The following is a 23,285-nucleotide window of genomic DNA, read 5'->3' as shown; positions in this document are numbered from 1 at the left end:
GCCTGGTCGGCTTCGGATTCGCATCGCCGCGGCGGCCGGCGGAGCGCGGTCACGACAATGCTGCGCCGGCCGCCGAAGCGCACCGTCCTATCCCTTGCCGAAGGCGATCAGGGTGCCTTCGGCGCCGGGCACGAACAGCCGGGCCTTGGACGTGGCGATGCCAGGGACGACGAAACCGCGCGAGTCGTCCTCGGCGACGATGTTCGACGTGGGGGGCGGCGTGGGGGAAAGCCGGTACGACCACGCGACCTTGCCGGTCGTCTGGTCGAGCACGACGAGGCGTCCGTCGGCGTCGTCCACGTACACATAGCCATTGGCCACCAGGCGTACGGTGGCCGCCTGTACGGAACTGGTGTAGGTCCAGGAGGCCTTGTACGTACTGGTGCTGAGAGCCCTGACCTTGCCGCGGTACGCGACATAGACGCGCCCCGGACCGAAGGCCGGAGTCGCGTCCGCGGGCAGCTTTCGCACGGCCTTGCCGGTCTTCTGGTCGTAGGCCGTGACCGTCTCGTCGTCGCTGTCGCTGCTGCGCATCCAGGCCGCGCCGGCGCCCAGCACGACCGGGTTGCCGTAGGCGCCCGAGACGTTGGGTACCTCGAAGCGGTGCAGTTCGGCACCGGTCCTGAGGTCGAGGTGGTGCCAGGCGATGCTGTCGAAACCGACCCATACCCCGGTCGCGTCGACGACGGTCGGGGCCCAGGAGTACTCCGAGAGGGATGCCGTCCACACCTGGGCGCCGGTGTCCGCGCGCAGCGCCAGCGCCGTGCCCCTGCCGTCCTGGAGGTAGAGCAGGCCGCCGTACCAGACGGGCGGGTACTGCATGGACGCCGAGCCGATGGATACCGACCACTTCCGCTTTCCGGTGGCCGGATCCCACGCGGCGATCGTGCCGCGCGCCGTCTGCGTGTAGAGCAGGCCGCCTCCGTACGAGACCCCGGCCTGGGGCTCGTTCTGCTCCAGGGAGACGGCCGGCCACAGGTCCTTGCCGGTGGACGCCTGGACCCCGACGAGCATCATCCGCGGTCCGCCCTCGGTGCCGTCGTCCGCGTTGACGACGGCGTACACCTTGTCACCGACCGCGACCGGCGCCGAGACCACGGTCCCGAAGTCCCTTGACCACAGCTTCTTGTACGGCGGGGCCGCTGTCGCGCCTATGACGAGGCTGTCCGCCCGGCCATCGGCGCGGTAGCCGAGCGTCGCGTCCGTGGGCTGGGCCGCGGAGGCGGTCCGCACCGGCGCCGGAGCCGCCGCCTGTGTCGAACCGGTGAAGGTCAGCAGCGTGACGGCTGCGATGCAGGCAACCCCAAGTCTCTTACGCGTGAGACGTGTTGTCGTACTCAACGAGATACCCCCTGGTCGGACGTCACCCGGTCCGGATGACTACGACCCACTACCCCACAGGAACTCCACATGCATGCCGAACACGTGAGTCGCGGCGAGAGCTCGGACCTGGCAACTGGGGTGGGGCGTGCAGTACTTGGAGGAGCGTTTCGCCGTCCCGGCGGGAAGGGCGGCATGCGGCGCGCCCTGTCGGTGCAGGCGACACCGGCCGGCACGGGCGCCGTGTCGACATACAGGAGTCCCGTCACTCCGACTCCGGGCCATCGATGAGCTGTTCGGTCCAGATCGTCTTGCCCGAGGCCGTGTAGCGGCTGCCCCAGCGGTGGGTGAGCTGGGCGACGAGGTACAGCCCGCGGCCGCCCTCGTCGGTCAGGCGGGCCCTGCGCAGATGCGGCTGTGTCTGGCTGGGATCGGATACCTCACAGATCAGCCGCTGGTCCCTGATGAGCCGGAGAAGCACCGGGCCGCCCGCGTAGCGCATGGCGTTGGTGACGAGTTCACTGACGATCAGTTCCGTGGTGAACACCAGCTCGTCCAGCCCCCACCGGGTCAACTGCGCGGCCGCTTCCTCCCGGGCATCGGCCACCCGCTCGACGTCGGCCGGATACTCCCAGGCGGCCACCGAGTCCTCCGGCGAAGGCCGCACCCGGGCGACCAGCAGAGCCGCATCGTCATCGGGCGGCTGCGCGAGGAAGGGGGCGAGGATGCGCTGCCCCAACTCCTGCGCGGACTCCGGCCCGTGGGCCCTCGCACCTGCCTCCCGCGCGAGGTGTCCGGCGACCAGCCCCTGCGCGCTTCCGTCGGCCAGCGATCCCGCCGCGAAAACGAACAGATCGCCCGGCGCCGGCTCAAGTTCCACCGGCTCGAAAGGCGCACCCCCGGACCCCAGGGCCGCACCTGCCGTGAGCTTCACGATGTCGGCGGCGCTCCCGTCCGCACGGGCCAGCAGCGGCGGCGGGTGCCCCGCGCTCGCCATCGAACAGCGGCCGGTCACCGGATCGTGGACCGCGTAGATACAGGTGGCACCCCGTACGGTGCCGTTCGTCGCGCCGGGCTGCTGCCGGTGCGCGAGCTGCATGACCAGGTCGTCGAGATGGGTCAGCAGTTCGTCCGGGGCGGGGTCCAGGTCGGCGAGTGTGCGTACGGCGGTCTGCAGGCGGCCCATCGCCGCGGCGGCATCGAGTCCGTGGCCGACGACAGTGCCGACGACGAAGGCCACCCGGGTGGAGGACAGGGTGATGACGTCGAACCAGCTTCCGCCGGTGCCGGCGACCGTTCGTCCGGGAACATAGATGCCGGCCGTCTCGGCGCCGGTCACGTCAAGCGCCGGCTGGGGCAGCAGGCTGCGCTGAAGCGCCTCCGCCGTGCGGCGCTCGCGCGTGTAGCGCCGGGCGTTGGCGATGGCCAGGCCCGCACGGGAACCGATGTCCTCGGCCAGTGCGACGTCCTGCTCGTCGAAAGGGGCGCGGCCGGCCGTCCGCCACAGGGCGACCACGCCCAGCACCCGGCCCCGGGCGTGCAGGGGCAGCACCATGAACGAGGCGGCGTCCGCAGGCAGCAGAAGCCGGCTGCGCCGCTCGTCGTCCCCGATCCGGCCCCGGAGCTCGGTGAGGTCACGGGCGATGCGCGCCGACCCCGTACGCAGCAGCTCGCTCTCGGTGTCCTGGACCCGGATCATCGAGTCCAGGGGATACAACTCGGATGGCCAGCCGCCCTCCCGGTCGGCCACGGCGACCCGCAGCAGCGGCGTACCGACGGCGAAATCGGTGGGCTCCTCCCCCACCAGCGTCGTCTCGGTCAGGTCCACCAGATCCATCAGCGTCTCCGCATTGCGCCGGACATCGAGCGAGCGGCCGAGCCCGGACGCCGCGGCTGCGACCAGCACGGAGCGGCGCCGCGAGCTCTCCTGCTCCGTCACGTCGGTGAAGGTGACGGCGACGCCGTGCACTGTTCCGTCGCGACCGCGCAGCGGCAGGGCGGCCAGGGAGACGGTCCGCTCGCGCTCAGGGCTCCGGGCGAGCCTGGCACGGCACACGACGTCGATCAGCGGTTCGCCGGTCTCCACCACCTGGCGGAGCCGGGCCTCGATGTGGGCGCCGTCCTCGATGACGAGCAGGGCGCCCAGCCGCGATCCCAGGGGGCTCGCCTCCCGGTCCTCGGCCGCGGACCGTTCCGCCGCCGGTGGCGCCCCTGGGTCGGCGGGGAACGGGTTGACCCGGGTGAGCCGCAGGTCCGTGTCGTGGATGGCGATCCCCACTCCGCTCTGGTTGAACATCGCCCGCAACAGCGCCTCGTCCTCGTCCCGCCGGTCCGCGACGTTCGCCGGCATCAGCCGCAGCAGGAAGCGCGGCTCGGCGGCGGCCCTCACCGGCAGCAGATCGAGCCGCACGGCCAACGGCTGCGCCGACCGGCGCTGCAGGTCGGCCTGCACGGATACGAAGGAGGTCTCCGGTACCCGCTCCCGAAGCTCCTGCCAGTCCGGCGCGTCCGTGAACAGCTCGCCGACGTCCGCGCCCTTCAGCTCCTCCGCGGCCGTCCCGATCAGGGCCGCCGCATCGGCGGTGCACCCCAGCACCGTGCCCGAGTGGTCGACCACGACCACGGCGGCGTCCTCCGGTCCCTCGGGGACGGCGCCCGGAGTCCGGTCGCTTCCACTCACTCGATGATCACTCCTGGGGTCGGGCCGACGGCGGCGCAGCAGTCATCGCCCGACGGGCCTGTGCAGGGCGCGCTCCCGTGCCGGCTCTCCCCCTCATTGAACTCCAGGGGATGCCCGGCCGCCTTTCGGCAGGACGGGAGCGGGCGTGGCCGCGCTGCGGCGTGCGGGGACGCGCAGACATGCGGGGACGTGCGGACGTCGACAGGTGCCACGGCCGCCGGGGAGTGGGACACCGACGTCCGGCACGCACCCCGCGCAAAGGGCGATCAGCGCGGCGCGTATCCCCGCAGGAAGGCCCGTACACCCGATTCGATGATCGCGATCTCGGCTGCCTCCGAGAGCGACACCGCTCCGTGGAAGCTCACCTCGTCGATCTCGGTCACCGTGAGCAGCAGCAAGTGCCGCGCTGCCAGCGCCGGATCGTCGGTCGCGAGCAGCCCGTCAGCTGCCAGCCGGGCGAACCGCTCGGCCACCGCGTCCGACGCCCGCTGCGGTCCGCTCTGCCGCCAGGCCGTGAGGAATTCCTCCGGGACATGGGCAATCTCCACCCGCATCTGGCGGACGACCGCGAAGTGGTCGGCGAACCGGCGCAGCGGGGCGACCCAGGCCCGTACGAAATCGACGAGGTCCTGCTCCAGGTCGGCCGCGGTCACCTTGTGCAGCCTTCGGTCGATCGCGTCGAGACGCGCCTCGACAACCGGCTCCGAGCCCTCGACCACCACGGCCCGGAAGAGCTGGGCCTTGCCCCCGGGGAAGTGGTTATAGATCGTGCGGGTGGAGACCACGGCTTCCTTGGCGATCGATTCGACACTCGTGCGCGTATAGCCGTCACGCCCGAACACCTTGCGGGCGCCCACCACGATGGCCTCCCGCTTCTCCGCCATGCCCTGCCTCATGGGTGATGTCCTTCTCTGCCGCTGCTGCCCTGGTCAAGGTACCCATATGAAGGAAGAGTGCAATGCTCATTGCATTCATTGCCATACACGTTGTACTTTACGTGTCACCTCGACACCTCAACATGGCGAACCCGACGAACCGCCTGGTCGCCTGTCCGGACGAGCCGGCCGACAGACTCCCACGCGGGGTCCGATCGTCGGCGTTGCGGTCCGTCCCGGTTGTCGAATGGTCCCGGGTCTCCGTCGGACCGGACTCGATCGACCTCCCCCTGGCAGAAACCCCTGATAGAGGCTGCGTCCTGGCACCAGCCCGAGGAAGGCAGAACTTGCCCACCAAGACCAAGACACTGCAGATCCCCACGGCGGACGGCCAGGCCGACGCCTTCGCCGCCTTCCCCGACCGCGGTGAACGGCACCCGGGTGTACTGCTGTACACGGACATCTTCGGGCTGCGGCCCGTGCTCAAGGAGATGGCCCGGGAACTGGCCGGGCACGGGTACTACGTACTCGTGCCCAACCTCTACTACCGGCACGGCCCGGCGCCGGTGATCGAGCTTCCCGAACACATCACCGCGGAGATCCGCCCCGCGGTCTTCGCCCAGTTGCTGCCCTTGTACGAGGCACACACCGCCGAACGCGCCCGGCGCGACGCCGACGCCTACCTCCGTTTCCTCACCACCCAGCCAGAGGTCGGCACCGGCCCGGTAGCCGCGATGGGCTACTGCATGGGCGGCGTCCTTGCCATGCGCACCGCAGCGGACCACCCCGATCAGGTGGCGGCGGTCGCCGCGTTCCACCCCGGCTCACTGGTCACCGACGCGCCCGAGAGCCCGCACCGCCTCATCCCGGCAATCACCGCACAGGTCCACCTCGGCCACGCCGAGAACGACATGACGCCCGAGGCCATCAGCGAGCTCAACCAGGCCCTGGACGCCACCGGTGTCGGCTACACCTCCGAGGTCTACCCCGGCACCGTCCACGGCTTCACCATGTCCGACACCGAGGCCTTCAACCCCTCCGCACTTCAGCATCACTGGGACCGGCTGCTCCCGCTCCTGGGCCGCACCTTGTCCCACAGCTGAGGCTCCGGCTCGCAGAGGCACCACTGCGGTGTCCGCCCACCGGACGACAAGGCAACAGCCGCCATGGAGGGATCACCCCTGCGGTGAATTCCTCTGCCCGAGCGGGTGACTTGGGCCGCTTCGAGCTCCCCTCGGAGGCTCGGGGCGGCTACTGCTGTTGTTCGTGACCAATAAACTGCTGCACCTGGGAATGGCGGCCGCGTTCGCCGCGCTGCCTCTCGCCCTGACCGGCCCGTCATACGGCGCGGAAGCTTCGGCCGGTTCGCCGGCCGGGCCGTGCGCCGACGTGGTCGTGCCTCTCGGCTCTGCCTGCGTCCCGTCGCCCAAGCAGTGCTTCACGACGCCCTGCTACCAGTACGACATCGTGCCGCTGCTGCCGGCCCGCACCCCCTGGCCTCCGCCCGAGCGGCACTCCACTCCCCGCCCCTCGTAAATGCGCTTGTACGGGCTCCAGGCAGGTACCTAGGATCGCTTTCCATCGACGTGTAGCTCAGTAGCCAGAGCGCCGGGCTCGGGACCCGGAGGGCGCAGGGGCGGAACCTGCCACGTCGGCTTATGAAAGACGACGCTGAGCAGCAGCTTCCCTTCGGGTCAGGCGAGTCCGCGAGCTATCCGCAGGCCATGCTGACCCAGGCCTTCCTGACCTCACTCACCCACGGCGAGGCCGACACCCGGGCCCGTGCCGCGAGCCGCGCCGCCCGCTGGCGTGCCGTGCTCCACGGAATAGCCGACGGCCGCCTGGCCGTCGGATCACGAACCCCCGTGGCGGGGCTGCCCGCATGGGTGACACCGGAAGTCGTACGGGGCGGTTTCGCCACCTCCGCAGCAAGCGCCGAGGGTCCGCTCCAGCGGTACGAGCGGGAGGCGGCGTCCCTGGCGGGGGTGGCCGCCGAGCGTCGCGCGCTGTTCGCGTACTGCCTCACCGAACCGGGCCTGGAGCGGCTGTACGCGCTGCTCGACAGCGGCCGTTACGAGATCGTCGTGCCTGAGGAAGCCGCCCTGCTGACTGTGGCGTGGCTGGTTCGGGCCGGGGACACGGCCGGTGCGCTGGAACTCGTGGCCACCCTGGAGCCCTGGGCCGACCGGCTGCGCTTCATGCCGCGCTCGTCCGATCTTCCTGCGCCCGACGTCCGGGCGATCCACCGGCGCACGGTCGGCGACGCCGGCGCTTCCCTGTCCCGTCGGCAGCCCAACTCCGCGGTGGAGACCCAGCGCGAGGCTCTCACCGTCTGGCAGCCGTTCGGCGACGAGTTGCTGGCCCACTGGCTGGAGGCGGCCGACAGCGGCGTACTGGGCCAGGTGCCCGACGACGTCCGGCAGGAGCGAGGGGAGGTGCTCCTGCGCCGGTACCGGGACCTCGCAGCCACCCACACCCGTTGCACCAAGCACCGCGACCCGAAGGGGAACCTGGGCATCCTGCGCGGCGCCCTTGAGGAGACCCTCGCCGGCCGGCCACTGGACGCGCGCCGGCTCGGGCTGCTGCGGCTCGCGGTCGAATCCATGGTCCGCCGGCGCGGCCGTCCAGGATCGCTGCGGCACAGCGCGCTGCGCGACCGGCAAGCGGCACAGGCGGCCCAGCCCTCACACCACGCGTTCGCCCAACTGGTGCTGCACCGCCTGTCCGGACTTCCGCAGGAGACCGGCGTGGCCGAGGTGGGCCCGCTGACTGCGGGCGTCTCGGCCCGCGAGGCCGCGGCGGCCGGGCTGCCTGTGGGGGCGGCGGTCCCGGCCGCCGTGCGCCACGTCGTGGAAGCCGCACTGAGCGCTCCGCTCGCCACGCTCGTGGAACGTGGCGCGGTGCCTTCGGCCGAGGTTCTCGCCGAACTGGTACCGCAGTTGGTAGCCGCCACCAGTGCGCAGGCGTATCGGGATGAGGCCCTGCGCACTCTGATGGCCGCGAACTACCGGGCGTTCCGCGCCCGCCGCTCGCTGCTCCTGCTCAACCTGGCTCAGCAGGTGCGGGTCGAGGAACTTCCCTGGGTACGTGCGGTGGCTGAACACCGCGTCGGCCACCAGGAGCAGGAGCCTGCGCGCATCGCGCTGCGTCAACTCGGCGAACTGGCCGTGCAGGCGTTCCCCGGCACCCTCCTGCCCAACCCGCTGGTCCGTGAGCTCAGCGTCCTCGCTCGACAGGCCGAGGCCGGGGCACCCCTCGTCGAGGAGCTGGCCGCGGACATCTTCATGGGCACCTTCACACCGAAGTTCCTCGCGGCGGCACGGGTCGCCGCCGAGTTGCTCGGCGGCACACTTTACGAGCGCTACTACGGCATCGACTACGCAGCGATCCGCAACCTTGCGATCACCGAGGCCAGCGAGTCGCTGACCCGCGCCTACCGGGCACGCACCTCACCCGGATTCGCGAAGCTGTGCGCCGAGCGGGCCGGTGAGTCCGGCGGCGGGAGCGGGTCGGTGGCCGCCAACGGCAAGGTCATCGAGCAGTCCCAGATCCTCACCACCCACAATCTGGCCACCCTGGTCAGTCGGGTCGCCATCACCCCTCGGCCCGGCTGGGACGAACTGGCCCGGCAGTGCTTCGCCACGGTGTGCCTGGCCACGGCCCGCATACACAACAACCCACGGCCCCTGTCCACGATCAAGGACGCGGCGTACGCGTGGCGCCAGATGGTGTTCCACCTGTCGCTCTGCGATCCCGCGGCGCAGGCCCGGGTGATAGCCCGGCTGGACGAGGAGACGGCTCGCTGTCCCGGTCATGTCGCGGCGCGCCTCGCCCCTGCGCTGACCGGGCTGCGCCAGGCCGCAGCCGGCGGCACTCCGGACACGGGCGGGGGGCGGCGTCTCGTCGGCTGGACCACCGAAGCGCACTGGCTCCGCCCGGACCCGCGGGCCTGACGGGTCCCTTCCCGCCGCCACACCGAACGGTGCCGGCCGGCGTGGTCGGCGACGCAGGTCTCCCCCACCCTCCACCGACTCCACCTCCGCCTCCGCCTCCACCTCCCTGTCCGCCTCCACGACGACGGCCTTCGCCCGGAAATGGTTCGACGGCTTCGCGGGGCCCTGGCACCGTGGGGCACTATGCCGAAACTCGAGCGTGTGACCGCCGCGGACCTACAGCTCATGCAAGGTCTGGCGCAGCGTCTCACGGCCATCCGTGCGGACCTGGTGAACGGCGACGCCACGTTTGGCGAGCTGGCCTGGAACTGGGGCAAGGGGCATGCCCGCGACGGCGTGAGCCGACCACGTCGGCTGTGGTTCTCCGGCGGCCGGCTGGTGGCGTGGGGCTGGGCGGTACTTCCGCGTCAGGAGACGCGGAACGACGGATCGGTGAAGGACGTCACGAGCGCCTCTCTGGTGTACCAGGTCCACCCTGACCACGCCGGACTGGTCGACGAGGTGATCGACTGGTACGACGGTGCGGCGGCGGGCGTCGACCGTACGGTGATGCCGAGTGCCGCCGATCTGTTCGCCCTGAAGCGATGGGCGGCGCACGGCTACGAGACCGACTCCGCCTCGCTGGGCGACGACGGGTCCTGGACCCAGCTCAACGAGCGGGACCTCACTCACCTGGAACAGCCGCTACTGCCGGACGGGTTCCGCTTCCGCACCGCGGATGAGGCCGGGCCGGAGGCCGCGGTCCAGGCCCATCTGGACGCCTGGGCTCCCTCGGCCTACACGGCCGAGAGCTACGAGGGCGTCCGGCGGACGGCGACGTACCGAGGCGACCTGCACGTCCTTGTGGAGGCGCCGGACGGGACGATGGCATCCTCGACGATCATGTGGCTCGACGAAGCGAACAGGACAGCCGAGTTCGAGCCGGTCGGGACGCATCCGGACTACCGCCGTCTGGGGCTGGGAAGGGCAATGCTTCTGCACGGGATGCGTCTGGCGCGTGCGGCCGGGGCCGTTCAGACGACGGTCGCCTGCCTGGGTGCACCGGGGCATCCCCAGGCGCGCGGGCTGTACTACAGCGTCGGGTTCCGGGAGTGCACGCGGGACGCGCCACTCATCAGGTTCGGAACCGCGGGCTGAGAACGGGTCGTTCCCGTGCGCGGAGGGCGGCTTCATGGCCGCTCCGCCGCTGGGCGGGAGCGTCGGACGGTTCGGCGACGGGGCGGGTGAGGGCGCATGTCGCAGTCAGCCCCGCCCGCCGGTGAAACGGTCAGGATCCGTCGGCCGGAAGGGCGTACAGCCGGGGGAGGTTGACGACGATCGCCTCCTGGGTGCTGCGGGCGATGACGACCACGGCCTCCTGGGTGGGATCGGGGTTCTCCTCCCGGTGCGGCACGAAGGGCGGGACGAAGATGTAGTCACCGGGTGAGGTGCGCAGCCGTACTTCCTCCGGCTCATCGCCCGAGTCGTCCAGGAAGACGAACTCCGGGTGTCCGCTGACCACATGAATGGCGGTCTCGGACTCACCGTGGTGGTGGTCGGAGGAGGCGGTCGCAGGGGCCACATGGGTCTGGCCCATCCACAGCTTCTCGGAGCCGACGGTCTTCCCGCTCACCGCGGCGAACCTCCGCATCCCGCCGGTCTGCGCCGTGTCACCGTCCAGGGCATCAGCACGGACGTGGTGCACGCGGTTGCGCAGTGGCGCGGCCGGGTTGGCCGGGGCGTCAGGAAGGTGGGGGTGAAAGCCCTCACCGGGGGTCGTCATCGGCTCGCTCATGGCAGGGACGCTAGAGCGGCACGGAAAAGCCTGTCAAGAAGTGTCCGCTGCCCTCACCTGCGGCAACATTGCTGCAATACGGGGCGGACGCATTACAGGCCGTTGGGCCGCAGGCCTGTCGTCGCCCGTACCCTCGGGCCTCGGGCCTCGGGCCTCGGGCCTCGGGCCTCGGACGAGTCGTGGGCACGGGTGGACCCGCGAGGACGGATTACGTCACACGGGCTCTCCTGCAGACTTCTCGGGCCGGATCGTTCATCGAACGGAGAGGTCGTCGCGACCTCACAGCTCCGCGACGGTCCGGCCACCTGAAGCCCGCGGTGGGTGACCTGTACAGAGCCCGGATGCGGCCGGCTGATCGCCGACGCGACCGCGAACGAGCCGACACGCAGGAGCAGTGCTACGTCCCCGTCCTCGAACTGTGGTCCGTCCGGAACCGGCACCACGTCCTCAGGGCGCTCTCAGGATGCTACTTGCGCAGCAGGGCGCAGACGAAGTTCTCCTCAACGGTCCGCAGCCGCTCCAGCAGCTCCGGCTTGTTCGTCTTGTTGACCTGCGTGGTCAGGGAGACGGTCAGCGATCGTTTGCCGTCCGGGGTGGCTGCGATCAACTGCGTGTAGCCGGGGAAGTTGCCCGTGTGGCCGTACACCACACCGCACCGGGTGGTGTACCTGAAGATGGCCAGACCGGCCTTGTTCTTGCCCGGGCCCGCCGGTTCGGAGGCGCCGTTCACCAGGTTCAGCTGCTGGCGGCGGGTCCGGTCGGAGATCAGCTTTCCGCCGGCGTAGGCGCGGATGAAGGACGTCATGTCCTTCGGCGTCGAGACGATCCCGCCCGATGCCCACACGCCCGACGCGCTCAGGGCCTCACTGATGTCCTCCGGCGGGTTCGGCGGGGTCACGTCGTAGCCGCGCATGTACGGTTCGGGCATCCGGTAGCCCTGCGGCAGGCTGGTGCTGCGCAGGTTCAGCGGGCGGTACACGAGCTGGGCGAGCAGTTCCTCGTAGCGGCGGCCGGTCACCGCCTCCGCCATCAGCGCCACGGCGATGTTGTCGGAGTTGGAGTAGTTGTACCGGGAACCCGGGCGGAACCCCAGCGGCTCGTCGGCGACGAAGTCCAGCAGCCGGCGGGAGTTGAAGTGACGACGCGGGTCCGCGGTCACCAGGTCCAGGAACTCCGGGTCCATCGTGTAGTCCGGCAGCCCGCTCGTGTGGTTCAGGAGCTGCCGCAGGGTGACCCGGTGCCAGGCACGTGGCAGCCGGGGAAGCACCTTGCCGATCGTGTCGTCCGTCCGCAGCTTCCCCCGGTCCACGAGCTGGAGGGAGACCGCGCCGCTGAACGCCTTGGCGGTGCTGGCGATCCGCATGTGGTCGGTGACCGCGATCGGGCGGGGCTTGCCGATCCTGGCGACCCCGGCCCGGTAGACATCGGTGCGGGTTCCGCGCTTGAGCACCGCGATGGCTCCGGGCGGTCCGCCGGGCGCTTTGGTCAGCTCCTCCAGTTGCCGGGTCAGTGTGCGGTCGTGATCGGCGGGGGCTTCCGCCGCGCGCGCGGGGGCGTACACCAGTCCTGCCAAGGAGGCGGCGGCCAGCAGGGCGACGGCGGGCAGGCGGATCTGTGCGGAGCGGAACAGCAGCACGGCGAGACTCCTGGGAAGTGAGCACGTTTGGAGGTCCAGCCTCGGCCTCCCGTCCGGTTGGTGCGCGCGGCGTTGCTCCATACGGCTCCCTGCCTGCCCGCTCAGCGCGACGCGTCCCTTTTCTGGCTGCACTCCTGCCATCACCACCGCGGACACACCGCGCTCGCACGCAAACCACCCGCCAGCCGCGGTCCCCAACCTCACAGGGCAATACACCTGGGGCCTCTCGTTTGGATCATGCCGGGCTCGCGTGCCCTAACGCTTCACCCGGCCGCGGACGGCGAGTACGGCGAGGCCGAGCAGGGCGGGTTCGACCAGGAGGGAAGCCATCTCGGTGTAGGTACCGGCGGTCGTCAGGTCCTGGCCGGAGGAACGGAAGACCACCGAGTTGATCACCACCCGCAGGGACCCCTCGGCTATGTCGGCCCCTCCGAAGTCGGCGTTTCCGCTGAACCTGGCTCGTTCGAAACGGGCCTGACCGATACGAGCGCCGGATGATTCCGGACTGGTGACGGCTCCGAGCAGGTCTCTCAGGAGCTCTTCCGAAATCGGCGTGCCGCGGTGGTCGAGGTGCGCGCCCGGTTGCAGGCCGGTCAGGTAGCCGGAGCGGTCGGCGTCACAGAGGTGTGCCAGGCAAGCGGTGTAGGGCTCGACGAGGCGGCCCCAGCACCCGGAGTCGTCCGAAGTGGCTCCGTACCGACAGTGCGGCCAGTGGGGGACGTCCAGGTTGGCGTCGGTGGCGGTCATGCCATTGAGACGTGACGCCAACCCGCCTGGTTGCGGCTCCTCGGCAGCAGGCTTCGACCGTCAACAGAGCGCCTGCGCGGAGCACTTGCATCAACCGGACTCTTCGACGTCTTCGACCGCTTCGACGTACGACGCCAGGTTGGCCAGCGAGGAGGCGATCCCGGCCTCGTGGGCCTCCTGATCGATGCCAGGAGGCACGTCCGTGGCCGTCACGGTCACCTCGGTCCCGTCCCCGGCGGCAGCGAGGTCCCAGGTCATCGTCATGGTGCCGGCGTACGACGGGTCATCGGCCTCGAACACCGCCTGTTGCACCACGCGCTCCGGTGGCACCAGGTCGGCGAACCCGACGTCGACGACATCAGTCGCATCCGAGGTCTTGCCGGGGCCGCCGGCGGGGTCGAGGTAGGTGAGGATCATCCGGAATCCGCCACCGGGCCGGGGATCCCATCGCTCGATCCGCCCGCGCATGCCCTCCGGCGGCAGCCAGGCCTCGAGCGACTCCCGGTCGAGGAGGGCGCCGTAGACAGTCGTCGGTGGTGCCGCGATCACCCGGCTGGCGCGGTCGTTCCTGCTCATGGCCCGATCCTAGGTACAAGGGGCCCTCGTCAGGCCCAGCTGTCGAACGACCCGCAGAGAAGGCCGCGGAGGACACAGGACGTAGCTCTCAACGGTTCGCCGGATCCGGACTTACGGAGCCCCGCGCGGACGCCCCCGCCTGCGGATAGCGTCTTCGTGACGGTGGAGGGGGACGCGATCATGGCAGAACGCACGGTTCCGCAACGCGTGGTGGCCGCGGAGCGTATCGCCTTCGAGGCGGGATTCAAGAAGAGCTGGCCGCTGCCGCGAAACCGCACGGCGTCATCGCGGAGAGCGGCACGAGCAGCGGTCGGTGCCGGATCCCTCCTCCCGAGGAGCCGCTAGCCCGGCCGGCCTCAGGTGCGGTCGCGGCGCCGGTTGATCGACGGCATACGTTTCCGGGTCCACGCCGGAGTCCCCTGGCGGGACGTTTCCGGCCGAGTTCCGGCCCCTGTGCCGGATTCGCAATGAGACTGCTGTCTTACCGGCCGCCACCAGCGAGTGGCCATGACGCACGGCGCTCAGGTCAGACTGAGACGCGCGACAGCGAGGAACTCCGCCTTGACCGGTTCCAGGTACTCGGAAACGCTCGCTTCGCTGTGCTCCTGCCAGACCACCTGGTTCAGGGCGCGAGCGTAGGCCGTCACCGGTACGTGCAGGCCAGGAGCGCACAGCAACTGGACGCCGTGCTCGGCTATGCGCAGGCCGTCCACCGCCGGCCTGGCCGTGCGGTACCAGTCATCATCCACCTCCCATCGGGGCGGCCGCGCATGAGCAACCCCCTCGGCCTCCAGCGCGAACCGAATGAACTCCAGCACGGTCCTGATCTGCTCGGCACGTCGTTCCTCCGTCAGTGCTGCGGCCCTTCTCTGCTGCTCGGCCCGGTCGGCTGCCCGCTGTGCCGTGCGTTGGGTCAGGTAGGTCAACGCACCTCCTACAGCTACACCGACCATCGACAGGACGGGCGTCAAGAGATCACTTGTCATGCCCGACTACTACCAGCGTCGGCTCCCCGCCACTGCTGATTCCCGCCTCCGGACCGGGCCACTCCCTCGCGCCCGTCCGCCGTCGTGATGTGCGCTTGCATGGCGTAACCAGCAACTTCTTGCAGTACCGTCCTCTGTTCTGCTCGGGAGAGGGCGGAGAACCAGGTTGTCCCGTCTTCCAGCGTGCGGAGCTGTTGGGCGACCTCGTTGACGACCCGCTCGGCTTCACGCCGAATGGACTGCCCATCCCCACTGCTGGTCTGCGACATCACCCAAGCGTTCCACATCACCTCGGGAGCGAGCAGCGGGCAGCGGGCAGCACACCTCATCCTTTGACCACTCCCACGAGTCGCAGGAAAGGGCCCAGGGCCCGCCTTACAGATCAAGTACGTCCGATCCGTTCAAGAAAGCGGCGACGCCGGCCCACTACCCTCGAAGCCATGAACAGCGCCGACAACCAATCTCGCCACCTCAGCGTCCATATCGCCCGCACGGTCGACGACGTCTACGCCTATGCGTCGGACCCGCTGAACTTGCCCGCGTGGGCCAGAGGTCTGGGCGGCTCCATCAAGAGAGTCGACGACCAATGGGTCGCGGAATCCTCTCCTATGGGAAGGGTCGTGGTGACCTTCGTGCCGCGCAATGAGCTGGGTGTTCTCGACCACGAAGTCACGCTGCCCTCCGGGGAAACCGCCTACAACCCGGTCCGTGTGATCAGCGACGGCACGGGAAGTGAGGTCGTATTCACCCTTCGCCGACAGCCCCGGATGAGCGACGCCGATTTCGAGCGCGACGCCGACACGGTCGCCGGCGACCTGAACCGGCTCCGGGAGCTGATGGAATCTGCGTAGATCAGTCCGGCGGCTCGTGGCAGGGCCCGCGATCCGCCGGGACAGGCCCTCGGCACGGTCCGGCGGATCGTGGTCGGTGCCATCGGCGGATCGCTCTTGCCGAACCAAATCTCAGCTCAAGAGGCAGAAGTTGCCGGGCTATGTATCTGTAGCGGACGAGCAAGATGCAACAGCTCGAACAGCGCCCACAGCTCACCGTCCACGATCCACGGTCGAGTACCCACACCTCACGAACGGCCGAGTCACACCCGTCACGGCCTACCAGCGCGTTCCAGCAAGATCGCGTGGCAAGCCCTCAGGCCGGCCCCTTCCGGGCTGCCACCCACGCGGCGAAGTCCTCGATGCCGTCGATGAGCGCCTCGAAGCGGAAGGAGTGGAAGAGGTCGAAGGCATGGTGCGCGCCTGGCAGTTCGACGTACACGACTGGCGAGGTGGAGACGGAGCGGAGAGCGGTGACAAGGGCCCTGGGGTTCTCGGTGTCCACCAGCTCGTCCAGGTCCCCGTGCGCGATGAGGAACGGTGGTGCATCCGTCCGGACGAGGTTCACCGGCGAGGTCGCCGGGTCGCCGTCGAAGTACTCCGCGAGAAAGCCGTTGAGTACGACGGCGGCGGTCACAGAGGTGTCCGCCTCCTCGAACCCGGGCTGGTAGGCCGGTTCATTGGGGGTGAGTGCTGCCTGAGCCGCCATGTGCCCACCTGCAGAGCTCCCCGCCACGAACACGGGAGCCGCGGACGCTGCGCCGTACTCCGCCGCGTGTTCGCGCGCCCAGGCGATGACCTTCTTCGCGTCGATCAGATGCGCGGGATGCGGGAAGTCGGGGCGCAGCCGGTAGTTGGCGCTGATGCAGACCCAGCCCTGGCTGGCGAGCCGGTAGAGCAGGGGCAGCGACTGAGTGTTCTTCCGGCCCTGGTCGTAGTGGCCACCGTGGAAGTGGATCATTACGGAGCCGCCCTCGGGGCGCGAGCGGTGGTGGTAGACGTCGAGGAGGTTGCGGCGGCCTCCGTCCCCGTAGCTGAGGTTGGCCACCCGCTTGACGTCACGGCGGCGGCGAAAGACGGGCCTGAACAGGATGCGTGCCAGCGGCGGCCGGCGGTGCGTCCCCGTACCTGCGCCCAGCGCTTCGTCCAGGGCGACCCGCACTACGGACGCCGCCCGCACCCCGCGCAGGGTGACCACTACAAGCCCGGCAGCCCCGACCGCTGCCACACCGACGTTCACCCGGTCGGCGGTCGTGGCGATGTCGCCCTCCGAAAAGGCCAGCGCCGTCGATGCCACCAGCGCGTAGAGAGCGACGTGCGGGATCTCGTTGAAGACCAGGCCGAGCCGGTAGCTGAAGTAGAAGAGCGGCTTCGGCCCACGTATGCGAACCAGGCAGAACAGCACGATCAGCAAGGCCAACACCACGGTCACCAGATAGCCCACAGCCACCACAACACCCCGTTCGGCACTCGGCTCGACAACCCACCCTGTGGTACCACGGATGGGACGACGCGTGCAGGGTGAAGTGTCCCCTGCCACCGCGTACTTGAGGTGGCGCGCAGGGTTGCCCGTGCAGTCCTGTGAGTACTGTTCGAGGCAGGTTGGTCATGACCGGCCCGGACGCCGTTGCGGCGAAGGTCCAGTGACAGGATGGCGGCTTCGACCATTCTGAGAGGCCATCCTCGTGCCCACGCCCGCCGATTACCTCGCACTGGCACGTGCCGAGAAAGACAGCTTGGTCCTGCAGCGTCTCGCAAAATGTCCGTACCCGTTCGTCTGGCAAGCCCTGGCCATCAACCCCCACACGCCACCTGAAGCCCTCCAGGAACTGAGCGCGGCCCGCGACAGCGACTGGAACGACAACAGGCTTCTTCGTCTGCTCGCAGAACATCCCAGTGCGAGTCCTGTCGTGCTTCGAGCTGTTCTCGAAGCCGTTGCAGCGAGACTCGATGAGGGCGAGCGGCCCTACGCTGCCGTACTCGCTCTCGCCGACCGGCTGGAGCTCGAGGTGGATGAGGTGAGGCGGCTCGGAACGCGTCGTGGCGCCTCTGCTCGTCTACGCCGTCTACTCGGCCTGCGGCTGAGCGTCCGGATCTGAGGCGCCCTCTGGCCACGGCTTCAGATGATCTTGATGTGGCTGGTGTGGTCGCCGCGTATGAGCCGTACCGGCGGGCCCCGTTCATCGGGCTGGGCCCACGTTCGTTCGGGAAGCTGGGCGCCGCAACAGCCCTTAGGCTCCACCCATGCCTGGACATCAACCTTCGACGCCTCCCACAGATAGTCAACTGTCGATCATCGACAGCTTGACCGCGCTGCCGTTTCCTGAGGAGAAGCAACGCGCTGGACAGGGAAGCAGTTGGGGCGGGCCCGGTTACCACCTGGCTGTGCTCCGGGAGAGCCAGGATTTCTGGGAGGACCGTGACGAAGAGATCGTCGCCGCAGCTGAGCAGGAACTGGAGGACGATCTCGACGCACTGGCGGCTGCTCTGGCCGGCCGTTGGGGTCATCCGCAGACCGTCGATCTGTCGCCGTACCTCGGGCTCGACCACCACATCCCCGACTTCGTCGCGACGGAACCGCTGGCCTTCATGAGTGGTCTCGCCGGCAGTATGCAGGTGTGGCAGCTGCCACAGTCCAGCCGTTGGCTCGCGCTGACCATCGGCCAGGCCGATCCCGAGTTTCCGCTCCAACTGCTCGCCGCCGTCGGTACGGAGTCGCTGATCTTCCGGTGACCTGCGGCGCTCATGGGGCACCGATGGCCGGAAGGGCACGGTGGCTGATCGTTGGGTCAAGGTCACGTAAGGACTGGAGTTATGGCCTGTTGACGGAGGGCGCGCCGTCGCATGATTCGGCCTTGTGAATCACGACTCGGATGCGGTCTGCCCTCAGTGCCATGAAGCGATAGCGGCCTCGGACGACCGGTTCAGCGCTTGGTGCCAGGAGTGCGACTGGAACCTCGATCCGGTCGGCGGCATCGATCTCTCCCCTGGCAGAACCCGGGAACTCGCCCGTCACGTGAGGGCGTTCGATCGCATATCCGCGTTCGGTCCTGCCGCGGCCTCGCCGAATGTCGCCCTGTACGGTGCGCTCGCGCTCGCCAGTGCAGTCAATTTCCTGACCCTGGCACTGGTCGGCACAGGAGCATGGCTGCTGCTCGTCGGAACCTGGCCGGAGCGGATCCTCGGCGCCGTCGAACTCCTGACCGCGTCGGTGCTGCGCCCGCGCCCGGGAAAGCTGCCCGAGCACACCCTTGACCGCACCTCCGCCCCCATGCTCCACGAAGTGACGCGGCGGATCAGCGCCGAACTCGGCACCGAGCCGGTCGACCTGATCGCCTTCGACTCGCGCTACGGCTCCCGCAGCGTGACCGTGACCGCCGGAATGCGCCGACGCCGCGTACTCGTACTGGGGTTACCGCTCTGGGAGACGGTGACAACAGATCAACGGCTTGCGCTCCTCGCCTGCGAACTCAGCAAGGCCGCCATGGGAAGACGTCGGAGCGCGCGCTGGATACAGATGGCACTGGACTCCCTCGCCGGCTGGGACGACGTCCTCAGCCCCACTCCCGAGCGAAGGAGTCAGGTGCACGGCGGCGCGTTCGTTCCCATCGGCAGGTCGCAGCCCAGCAATATCGCCCACGCGGGGGAAATGATCGCGCGCCCTCTCCTGGGCACGCTTGCCCAGGGCGCGCACCTGCTGCACAGACTGCTGAGCAGGTTGGGCGATCATTCCGGTGACCTGTCGTACCGGTCGGACAAGGCCGCCGCCCGGGTCGCGTCCGCGCCCGCGATGGAAGGGCTGCTGAAGGCCCTGCTCCTGCGGGAGACCGCGCTCTCCGCGCTCCATCGCTTGTCCGGGGGTGGCGGCATCATCTGGGGGAAGCTGCGCGCTTACCTCGCATCCGTGCCTGACTCCGAGCGAGCGCGGCGGCTGCGTCCCCTCCCGGCTCCGCGGAGATGCGCCCAGCCGCCACGGTCCGCCCACCTACCTGCGGATTCTGTTCGTCCAGAAGCTTCTCGACAGGGATCCGATCGCCACGATGAGCAGCGCGGAGGCCCAGGCGATCGAGCGGGAGCTGACGCCCGTCCGCTCCTCTGTCGCACAGGAGTACGGTGCGGGGAGCGGACCAGCCGGTGCGCGGCCTCACACGTCGACCAACGAGTGACGTGGGCGGACTCGTCGGTGAACACGCCCTCCACGACGGGATCGTGTTGCTCCCCGGCCCTCCCTCGCTCGCTCGGTGAACACGCAGCGCATCGACACCGGCCCAGGACGCTGCCATCCCTCACATGACCGGATCACCCCCGGCGCGCGGAACCCGCTCCCCATCGCCTCCGGGGCAGCGACAGCGATCGTCCGCCCACGACCTGGGCCGGATTGAAAGCGTTCAACCACCCCGCCAATTCGAGCCATTGGTGAGCGCTTCGCGGGCCCGTCTCCTCGACGGCCCGTCAAGAAACCCCCTGCACGCTCATTGACCCTCATTCGGCTCCCCCTTACGTTCGGCTACGTCCATTCGTTATGAATCGATTCACCATACGTATGTGAGGGGCCGCAGTGATCAGCAGGAGGAACATCCTGACGAGCGCCGCTGCCACGGTGGGCGCCGTGGCAGCCGGAGTCGGACCGGCCACGGCCGCACCGGCGCCGAAACCCGCCCAGTCACCCACGCAACGTGCCGCGCCGCGTGTCACCGCGCCGACCGTGGAGTACGTCCAGCACCCGCTGGGCCTCGACGCGCAGCATCCCCGGCTGAGCTGGCCGATGGTTTCCAACGAGCCGAACGTGCAGCAGAGCGCCTACCAGATCCGTGTCGCCTCCAGTGCGTCAGGCCTGTCGAGCCCGGATGTCTGGGACAGCGGGAAGGTCACGTCGGGGGACTCCGTCCTCGTTCCCTATGCGGGCCCGCAACTCAATCCGCGAACACGCTACTTCTGGTCCGTGCGGGTGTGGGACACCGCCGGTGGCGAGTCCGGGTGGAGCGCCCCGTCGTGGTGGGAAACCGGCCTCATGGACCCCGCCCAGTGGGCCGCGGATTGGATCTCCGCTCCCCCGGCCCTCACCGACGCGCCGTCACTCCAGGGCAGCGCCTGGATCTGGTTCCCCGAGGGCGACCCGGCCGGCAGCGCCCCGGCGGGCACCCGATGGTTCCGTCGCACCGTCGATGTCGCGGACGGGCTCACTGCGGCGACCCTCGCCATCAGTGCGGACAACGTGTACGCCATCTCCGTGAACGGCACCGAGGTCGCCCGTACGGACCTGGCGACGGACAACGAGGGCTGGCGCCACCCGGCGGTCGTCGACGTGCTCGCACAGCTGCGTTCCGGAAAGAACGTGCTCGCAGTGTCGGCGGTCAACGCCTCCGAGGGTGCGGCCGGCCTGATCGCCGCTCTCACCGTCCGTACAGCGTCCGGCGAACAGACCGTTGTCACCGACTCGTCCTGGAAGTCGGCGGACAAGGAGCCCGCCGGCAACTGGCGTGGTCCGGACTTCGACGACAGCGGCTGGCCCGCGGCGAAGGAGGCTGCCGCCTGGGGCGCCGCACCATGGGGCAAGGTCGTTCCGGCGGCCTTCGCCGCCAACCAGCTGCGGCACGAGTTCAAGCTGCCCCGCAAGAAGGTGGCGCGGGCGCGCCTCTACGCCACGGCTCTCGGCCTGTACGAAGCCCACCTCAACGGCAGCCGCGTGGGCCGCGATCAGCTCGCTCCCGGCTGGACCGACTACCGCGAGCGCGTCCAGTACCAGACGTACGACGTCACCTCGCTCGTCCGCCCCGGTACGAATGCCATCGGGGCGTACGTGGCACCGGGCTGGTACGCGGGCAACGTCGGCATGTTCGGGCCTCATCAGTACGGCGAACGCCCCGCGCTGCTGACCCAGTTGGAGATCGACTACACCGACGGGACGACCGAGCGCATCGTGTCGGGCAGGGACTGGCGTGCCGCCGCCGGGCCGGTCGTCGTCGCCGATCTGCTCAGCGGAGAGACGTACGACGCCCGCAAGGAGACCGGCGGCTGGACCTCACCCGGCTTCGACGACCGGGCCTGGGCCGAGGTCCGCGAGGCGGGCGACGCCGCTCCCGGCCGGATCGTCGCGCAGGTGGACGGCCCGGTTCGCGTGGCCAAGGAACTTCCGGTCAAGAAGGTGACCGAACCCGCGCCGGGAGTCTTCGTCTTCGATCTGGGCCAGAACATGGTGGGCTCGGTGCGGTTGCGCGTCGCGGGTGACGCCGGAACGACCGTGCGGCTGAGGCACGCCGAGGTCCTCAATCCGGACGGCACCCTCTACACCGCGAATCTGCGCACCGCTGCGGCAACCGATACCTACATCCTCAAGGGCGGCGGCGCGGAGACGTACGAGCCGCGCTTCACCTTCCACGGCTTCCGCTACGTCGAGGTGACCGGCCTCCCCTCCGCTCCCCCGGCCAATGCCGTGACAGGTCGCGTCATGCATACGTCCGCGCCGTTCACCTTCGAGTTCGAGACCGACGCGCCCATGCTCAACAAGCTGCACAGCAACATTACTTGGGGGCAGCGGAGCAACTTCCTCTCCATCCCTACGGACACACCCGCGCGCGACGAGCGCCTCGGGTGGACGGGTGACATCAACGTCTTCGCGCCGACGGCCGCGTACACGATGGAGTCGGCGCGCTTCCTCACCAAGTGGCTCGTGGACCTGCGGGACAGCCAGACCGCCGAGGGCGCCTTCACGGACGTGGCTCCCGTCGTCGGCAACATCGGCAACGGCGCGGCCGGCTGGGGCGACGCGGGTGTCACGGTCCCCTGGTCGCTGTACCAGGCGTACGGGGACCGGCAGGTGCTGCAGGATGCCTGGCCGTCCATCCAGGCATGGCTGAAGTTCCTGGAGATGAACAGTGACGGCCTGCTGCGGCCGGCCGACGGGTACGGCGACTGGCTGAACGTCTCCGACGAGACACCGAAGGACGTCATCGCCACCGCGTACTTCGCCCACAGCGCCGACCTCGCCGCCCGGACAGCCACGGCGCTCGGCGAGGATCCAGCACCCCACCTCGACCTCTTCGCGCGCATACGCAAGGCCTTCCAGGACGCCTATGTCACCGCCGAGGGAAGGGTGAAGGGTGACACCCAGACCGCGTACGTCCTGTCCCTGTCGATGGACCTGCTGCCGGATGCGCTGCGCAAGGCGGCCGCCGACCGGCTCGTCGCACTGATCGAGGCCAAGGACTGGCACCTGTCGACGGGTTTCCTCGGGACGCCCAGGCTGTTGCCCGTCCTCACCGCGACCGGGCACACCGACACCGCCTACCGTCTGCTCGGGCAGCGCTCCTTCCCCAGCTGGGGATACCAGATCGACAAGGGCTCCACCACGATGTGGGAACGCTGGGACTCCATCCGGCCGGACGGCAGCTTCCAGACCCCGGACATGAACTCCTTCAACCACTACGCGTACGGCTCGGTCGGCGAGTGGATGTACACCAACATCGCCGGCATCTCGGCGGGCCGCCCCGGCTTCCGTGAGATCGTCATCCGTCCTCGCCCGGGCGGCGAGGTCACGTCCAGCCGTGCCACGTTCGCCTCGGTCTACGGGCCCGTCTCCACCCAGTGGCAGCAGCGGGCCGGCGGCATCGACCTGCGGTGCACGGTGCCTCCCAACACGACCGCCGAGGTGTGGGTCCCCGCGGACACGCCGGACGCGGTCACCCACACCCACGCGACGTTCCTGCGCGAGGAGGACGGCTGCACGGTGTACCGGGTCGGCTCCGGGAATCACCGCTTCACCGTGTAGTGGACCCGCGGGCACCAGCCGGCGCGCTCACGCGGTCGGCGCCTGGCGGGGGCCGGTGAGCCGGCCCCCGCACCGGGCCGTGGCGTGCTCCGCATGATGGTCCGCGCCCCGCCCGGTCCGTCGCCACGGCGCGTGAGGGA

18 protein-coding genes and 1 tRNA gene are annotated in these 23,285 nt (G+C 69.6%); 9 read left to right on the top strand and 10 right to left on the bottom strand.

Going from position 1 to position 23,285, the window contains the following annotated elements:
* Window positions 1-87: 87 nt before the first annotated feature.
* The 3 genes from LNW71_RS33320 to LNW71_RS33310 all read right to left on the bottom strand — a co-directional run bounded on the left by LNW71_RS33320 (window position 88) and on the right by LNW71_RS33310 (window position 4,896).
* Window positions 88-1,341 (bottom strand): PQQ-binding-like beta-propeller repeat protein, encoded by a 1,254-nt coding sequence (locus tag LNW71_RS33320; RefSeq protein ID WP_250971584.1) that lies wholly within the window; start codon window positions 1,339-1,341, stop codon window positions 88-90.
* Window positions 1,342-1,585: 244 nt separating this feature from the next.
* Window positions 1,586-4,000, bottom strand: coding sequence for a SpoIIE family protein phosphatase (locus tag LNW71_RS33315; protein WP_250971583.1), 2,415 nt, complete (start codon window positions 3,998-4,000; stop codon window positions 1,586-1,588).
* A 266-nt stretch (window positions 4,001-4,266) separates the two neighbouring features.
* A complete protein-coding gene (locus LNW71_RS33310) occupies window positions 4,267-4,896 on the bottom strand; it encodes a TetR/AcrR family transcriptional regulator (RefSeq protein WP_250971582.1) in 630 nt (209 codons plus the stop codon).
* A 326-nt stretch (window positions 4,897-5,222) separates the two neighbouring features.
* Between LNW71_RS33310 and LNW71_RS33305 the strand changes: the two genes are divergently transcribed.
* The 5 genes from LNW71_RS33305 (at window position 5,223) to LNW71_RS33285 (ending at window position 9,965) form a co-directional block, all read left to right on the top strand.
* Window positions 5,223-5,978, top strand: coding sequence for a dienelactone hydrolase family protein (locus tag LNW71_RS33305; protein ID WP_250971581.1), 756 nt, complete (start codon window positions 5,223-5,225; stop codon window positions 5,976-5,978).
* A gap of 163 nt (window positions 5,979-6,141) precedes the next feature.
* Window positions 6,142-6,411 (top strand): hypothetical protein, encoded by a 270-nt coding sequence (locus LNW71_RS33300; RefSeq protein WP_250971580.1) that lies wholly within the window; start codon window positions 6,142-6,144, stop codon window positions 6,409-6,411.
* Window positions 6,412-6,457: 46 nt separating this feature from the next.
* Window positions 6,458-6,530 (top strand) — tRNA-Pro (locus tag LNW71_RS33295).
* A 3-nt stretch (window positions 6,531-6,533) separates the two neighbouring features.
* A complete protein-coding gene (locus LNW71_RS33290) occupies window positions 6,534-8,828 on the top strand; it encodes a hypothetical protein (RefSeq protein ID WP_250971579.1) in 2,295 nt (764 codons plus the stop codon).
* 201 nt (window positions 8,829-9,029) lie between these two features.
* Window positions 9,030-9,965 carry a GNAT family N-acetyltransferase gene (locus LNW71_RS33285; RefSeq protein ID WP_250971578.1) on the top strand — a complete coding sequence of 312 codons (936 nt, stop codon included), beginning with the start codon at window positions 9,030-9,032 and terminating at the stop codon, window positions 9,963-9,965.
* Window positions 9,966-10,095: 130 nt separating this feature from the next.
* Here LNW71_RS33285 and LNW71_RS33280 read toward each other — a convergent pair whose 3' ends face one another.
* The 6 genes from LNW71_RS33280 to LNW71_RS37110 all read right to left on the bottom strand — a co-directional run bounded on the left by LNW71_RS33280 (window position 10,096) and on the right by LNW71_RS37110 (window position 14,816).
* Complete coding sequence (locus LNW71_RS33280; RefSeq protein WP_250971577.1) at window positions 10,096-10,602, bottom strand: cupin domain-containing protein; 507 nt, start codon at window positions 10,600-10,602, stop codon at window positions 10,096-10,098.
* 466 nt (window positions 10,603-11,068) lie between these two features.
* Window positions 11,069-12,238 carry a serine hydrolase domain-containing protein gene (locus LNW71_RS33275; RefSeq protein ID WP_250971576.1) on the bottom strand — a complete coding sequence of 390 codons (1,170 nt, stop codon included), beginning with the start codon at window positions 12,236-12,238 and terminating at the stop codon, window positions 11,069-11,071.
* 255 nt (window positions 12,239-12,493) lie between these two features.
* The gene (locus LNW71_RS33270; protein ID WP_250971575.1) at window positions 12,494-12,985 is read right to left on the bottom strand and encodes a pentapeptide repeat-containing protein; all 492 of its coding nucleotides are present in this window, start codon (window positions 12,983-12,985) and stop codon (window positions 12,494-12,496) included.
* A gap of 90 nt (window positions 12,986-13,075) precedes the next feature.
* Window positions 13,076-13,561: an SRPBCC family protein gene (locus tag LNW71_RS33265; protein WP_250971574.1), complete on the bottom strand. Its 486-nt coding sequence runs from the start codon at window positions 13,559-13,561 to the stop codon at window positions 13,076-13,078.
* 521 nt (window positions 13,562-14,082) lie between these two features.
* Window positions 14,083-14,487: a hypothetical protein gene (locus LNW71_RS33260; protein ID WP_250971573.1), complete on the bottom strand. Its 405-nt coding sequence runs from the start codon at window positions 14,485-14,487 to the stop codon at window positions 14,083-14,085.
* 56 nt (window positions 14,488-14,543) lie between these two features.
* Window positions 14,544-14,816, bottom strand: a complete 273-nt coding sequence (locus LNW71_RS37110) for a DUF5958 family protein (protein WP_374119486.1) — start codon at window positions 14,814-14,816, stop codon at window positions 14,544-14,546.
* A 171-nt stretch (window positions 14,817-14,987) separates the two neighbouring features.
* On the opposite strand from LNW71_RS37110, the gene LNW71_RS33255 reads away from it, so the two are divergent.
* Complete coding sequence (locus tag LNW71_RS33255) at window positions 14,988-15,398, top strand: SRPBCC family protein (RefSeq protein ID WP_250971572.1); 411 nt, start codon at window positions 14,988-14,990, stop codon at window positions 15,396-15,398.
* Between the two features lie 295 nt (window positions 15,399-15,693).
* Here the strand turns inward: LNW71_RS33255 and LNW71_RS33250 are convergent, their stop codons facing one another.
* On the bottom strand, window positions 15,694-16,827 hold the full coding sequence (locus tag LNW71_RS33250; protein ID WP_250971571.1) for an alpha/beta hydrolase: 1,134 nt from the start codon (window positions 16,825-16,827) through the stop codon (window positions 15,694-15,696).
* 235 nt (window positions 16,828-17,062) lie between these two features.
* Here LNW71_RS33250 and LNW71_RS33245 point away from each other — a divergent pair, with 235 nt between their 5' ends.
* The 3 genes from LNW71_RS33245 to LNW71_RS33235 all read left to right on the top strand — a co-directional run bounded on the left by LNW71_RS33245 (window position 17,063) and on the right by LNW71_RS33235 (window position 23,145).
* Window positions 17,063-17,476 carry a hypothetical protein gene (locus LNW71_RS33245; RefSeq protein WP_250971570.1) on the top strand — a complete coding sequence of 138 codons (414 nt, stop codon included), beginning with the start codon at window positions 17,063-17,065 and terminating at the stop codon, window positions 17,474-17,476.
* Window positions 17,477-17,681: 205 nt separating this feature from the next.
* Window positions 17,682-18,110, top strand: coding sequence for a hypothetical protein (locus tag LNW71_RS33240; RefSeq protein ID WP_250971569.1), 429 nt, complete (start codon window positions 17,682-17,684; stop codon window positions 18,108-18,110).
* 1,825 nt (window positions 18,111-19,935) lie between these two features.
* Window positions 19,936-23,145: an alpha-L-rhamnosidase gene (locus LNW71_RS33235; RefSeq protein WP_250971568.1), complete on the top strand. Its 3,210-nt coding sequence runs from the start codon at window positions 19,936-19,938 to the stop codon at window positions 23,143-23,145.
* The last annotated feature ends 140 nt before the right edge of the window (window positions 23,146-23,285 follow it).

The sequence above is a fragment of the Streptomyces sp. RKAG290 genome, from assembly GCF_023701695.1.
GTDB lineage: Bacteria > Actinomycetota > Actinomycetes > Streptomycetales > Streptomycetaceae > Streptomyces.
This window is presented reverse-complemented; position numbering and strand designations above follow the sequence as displayed.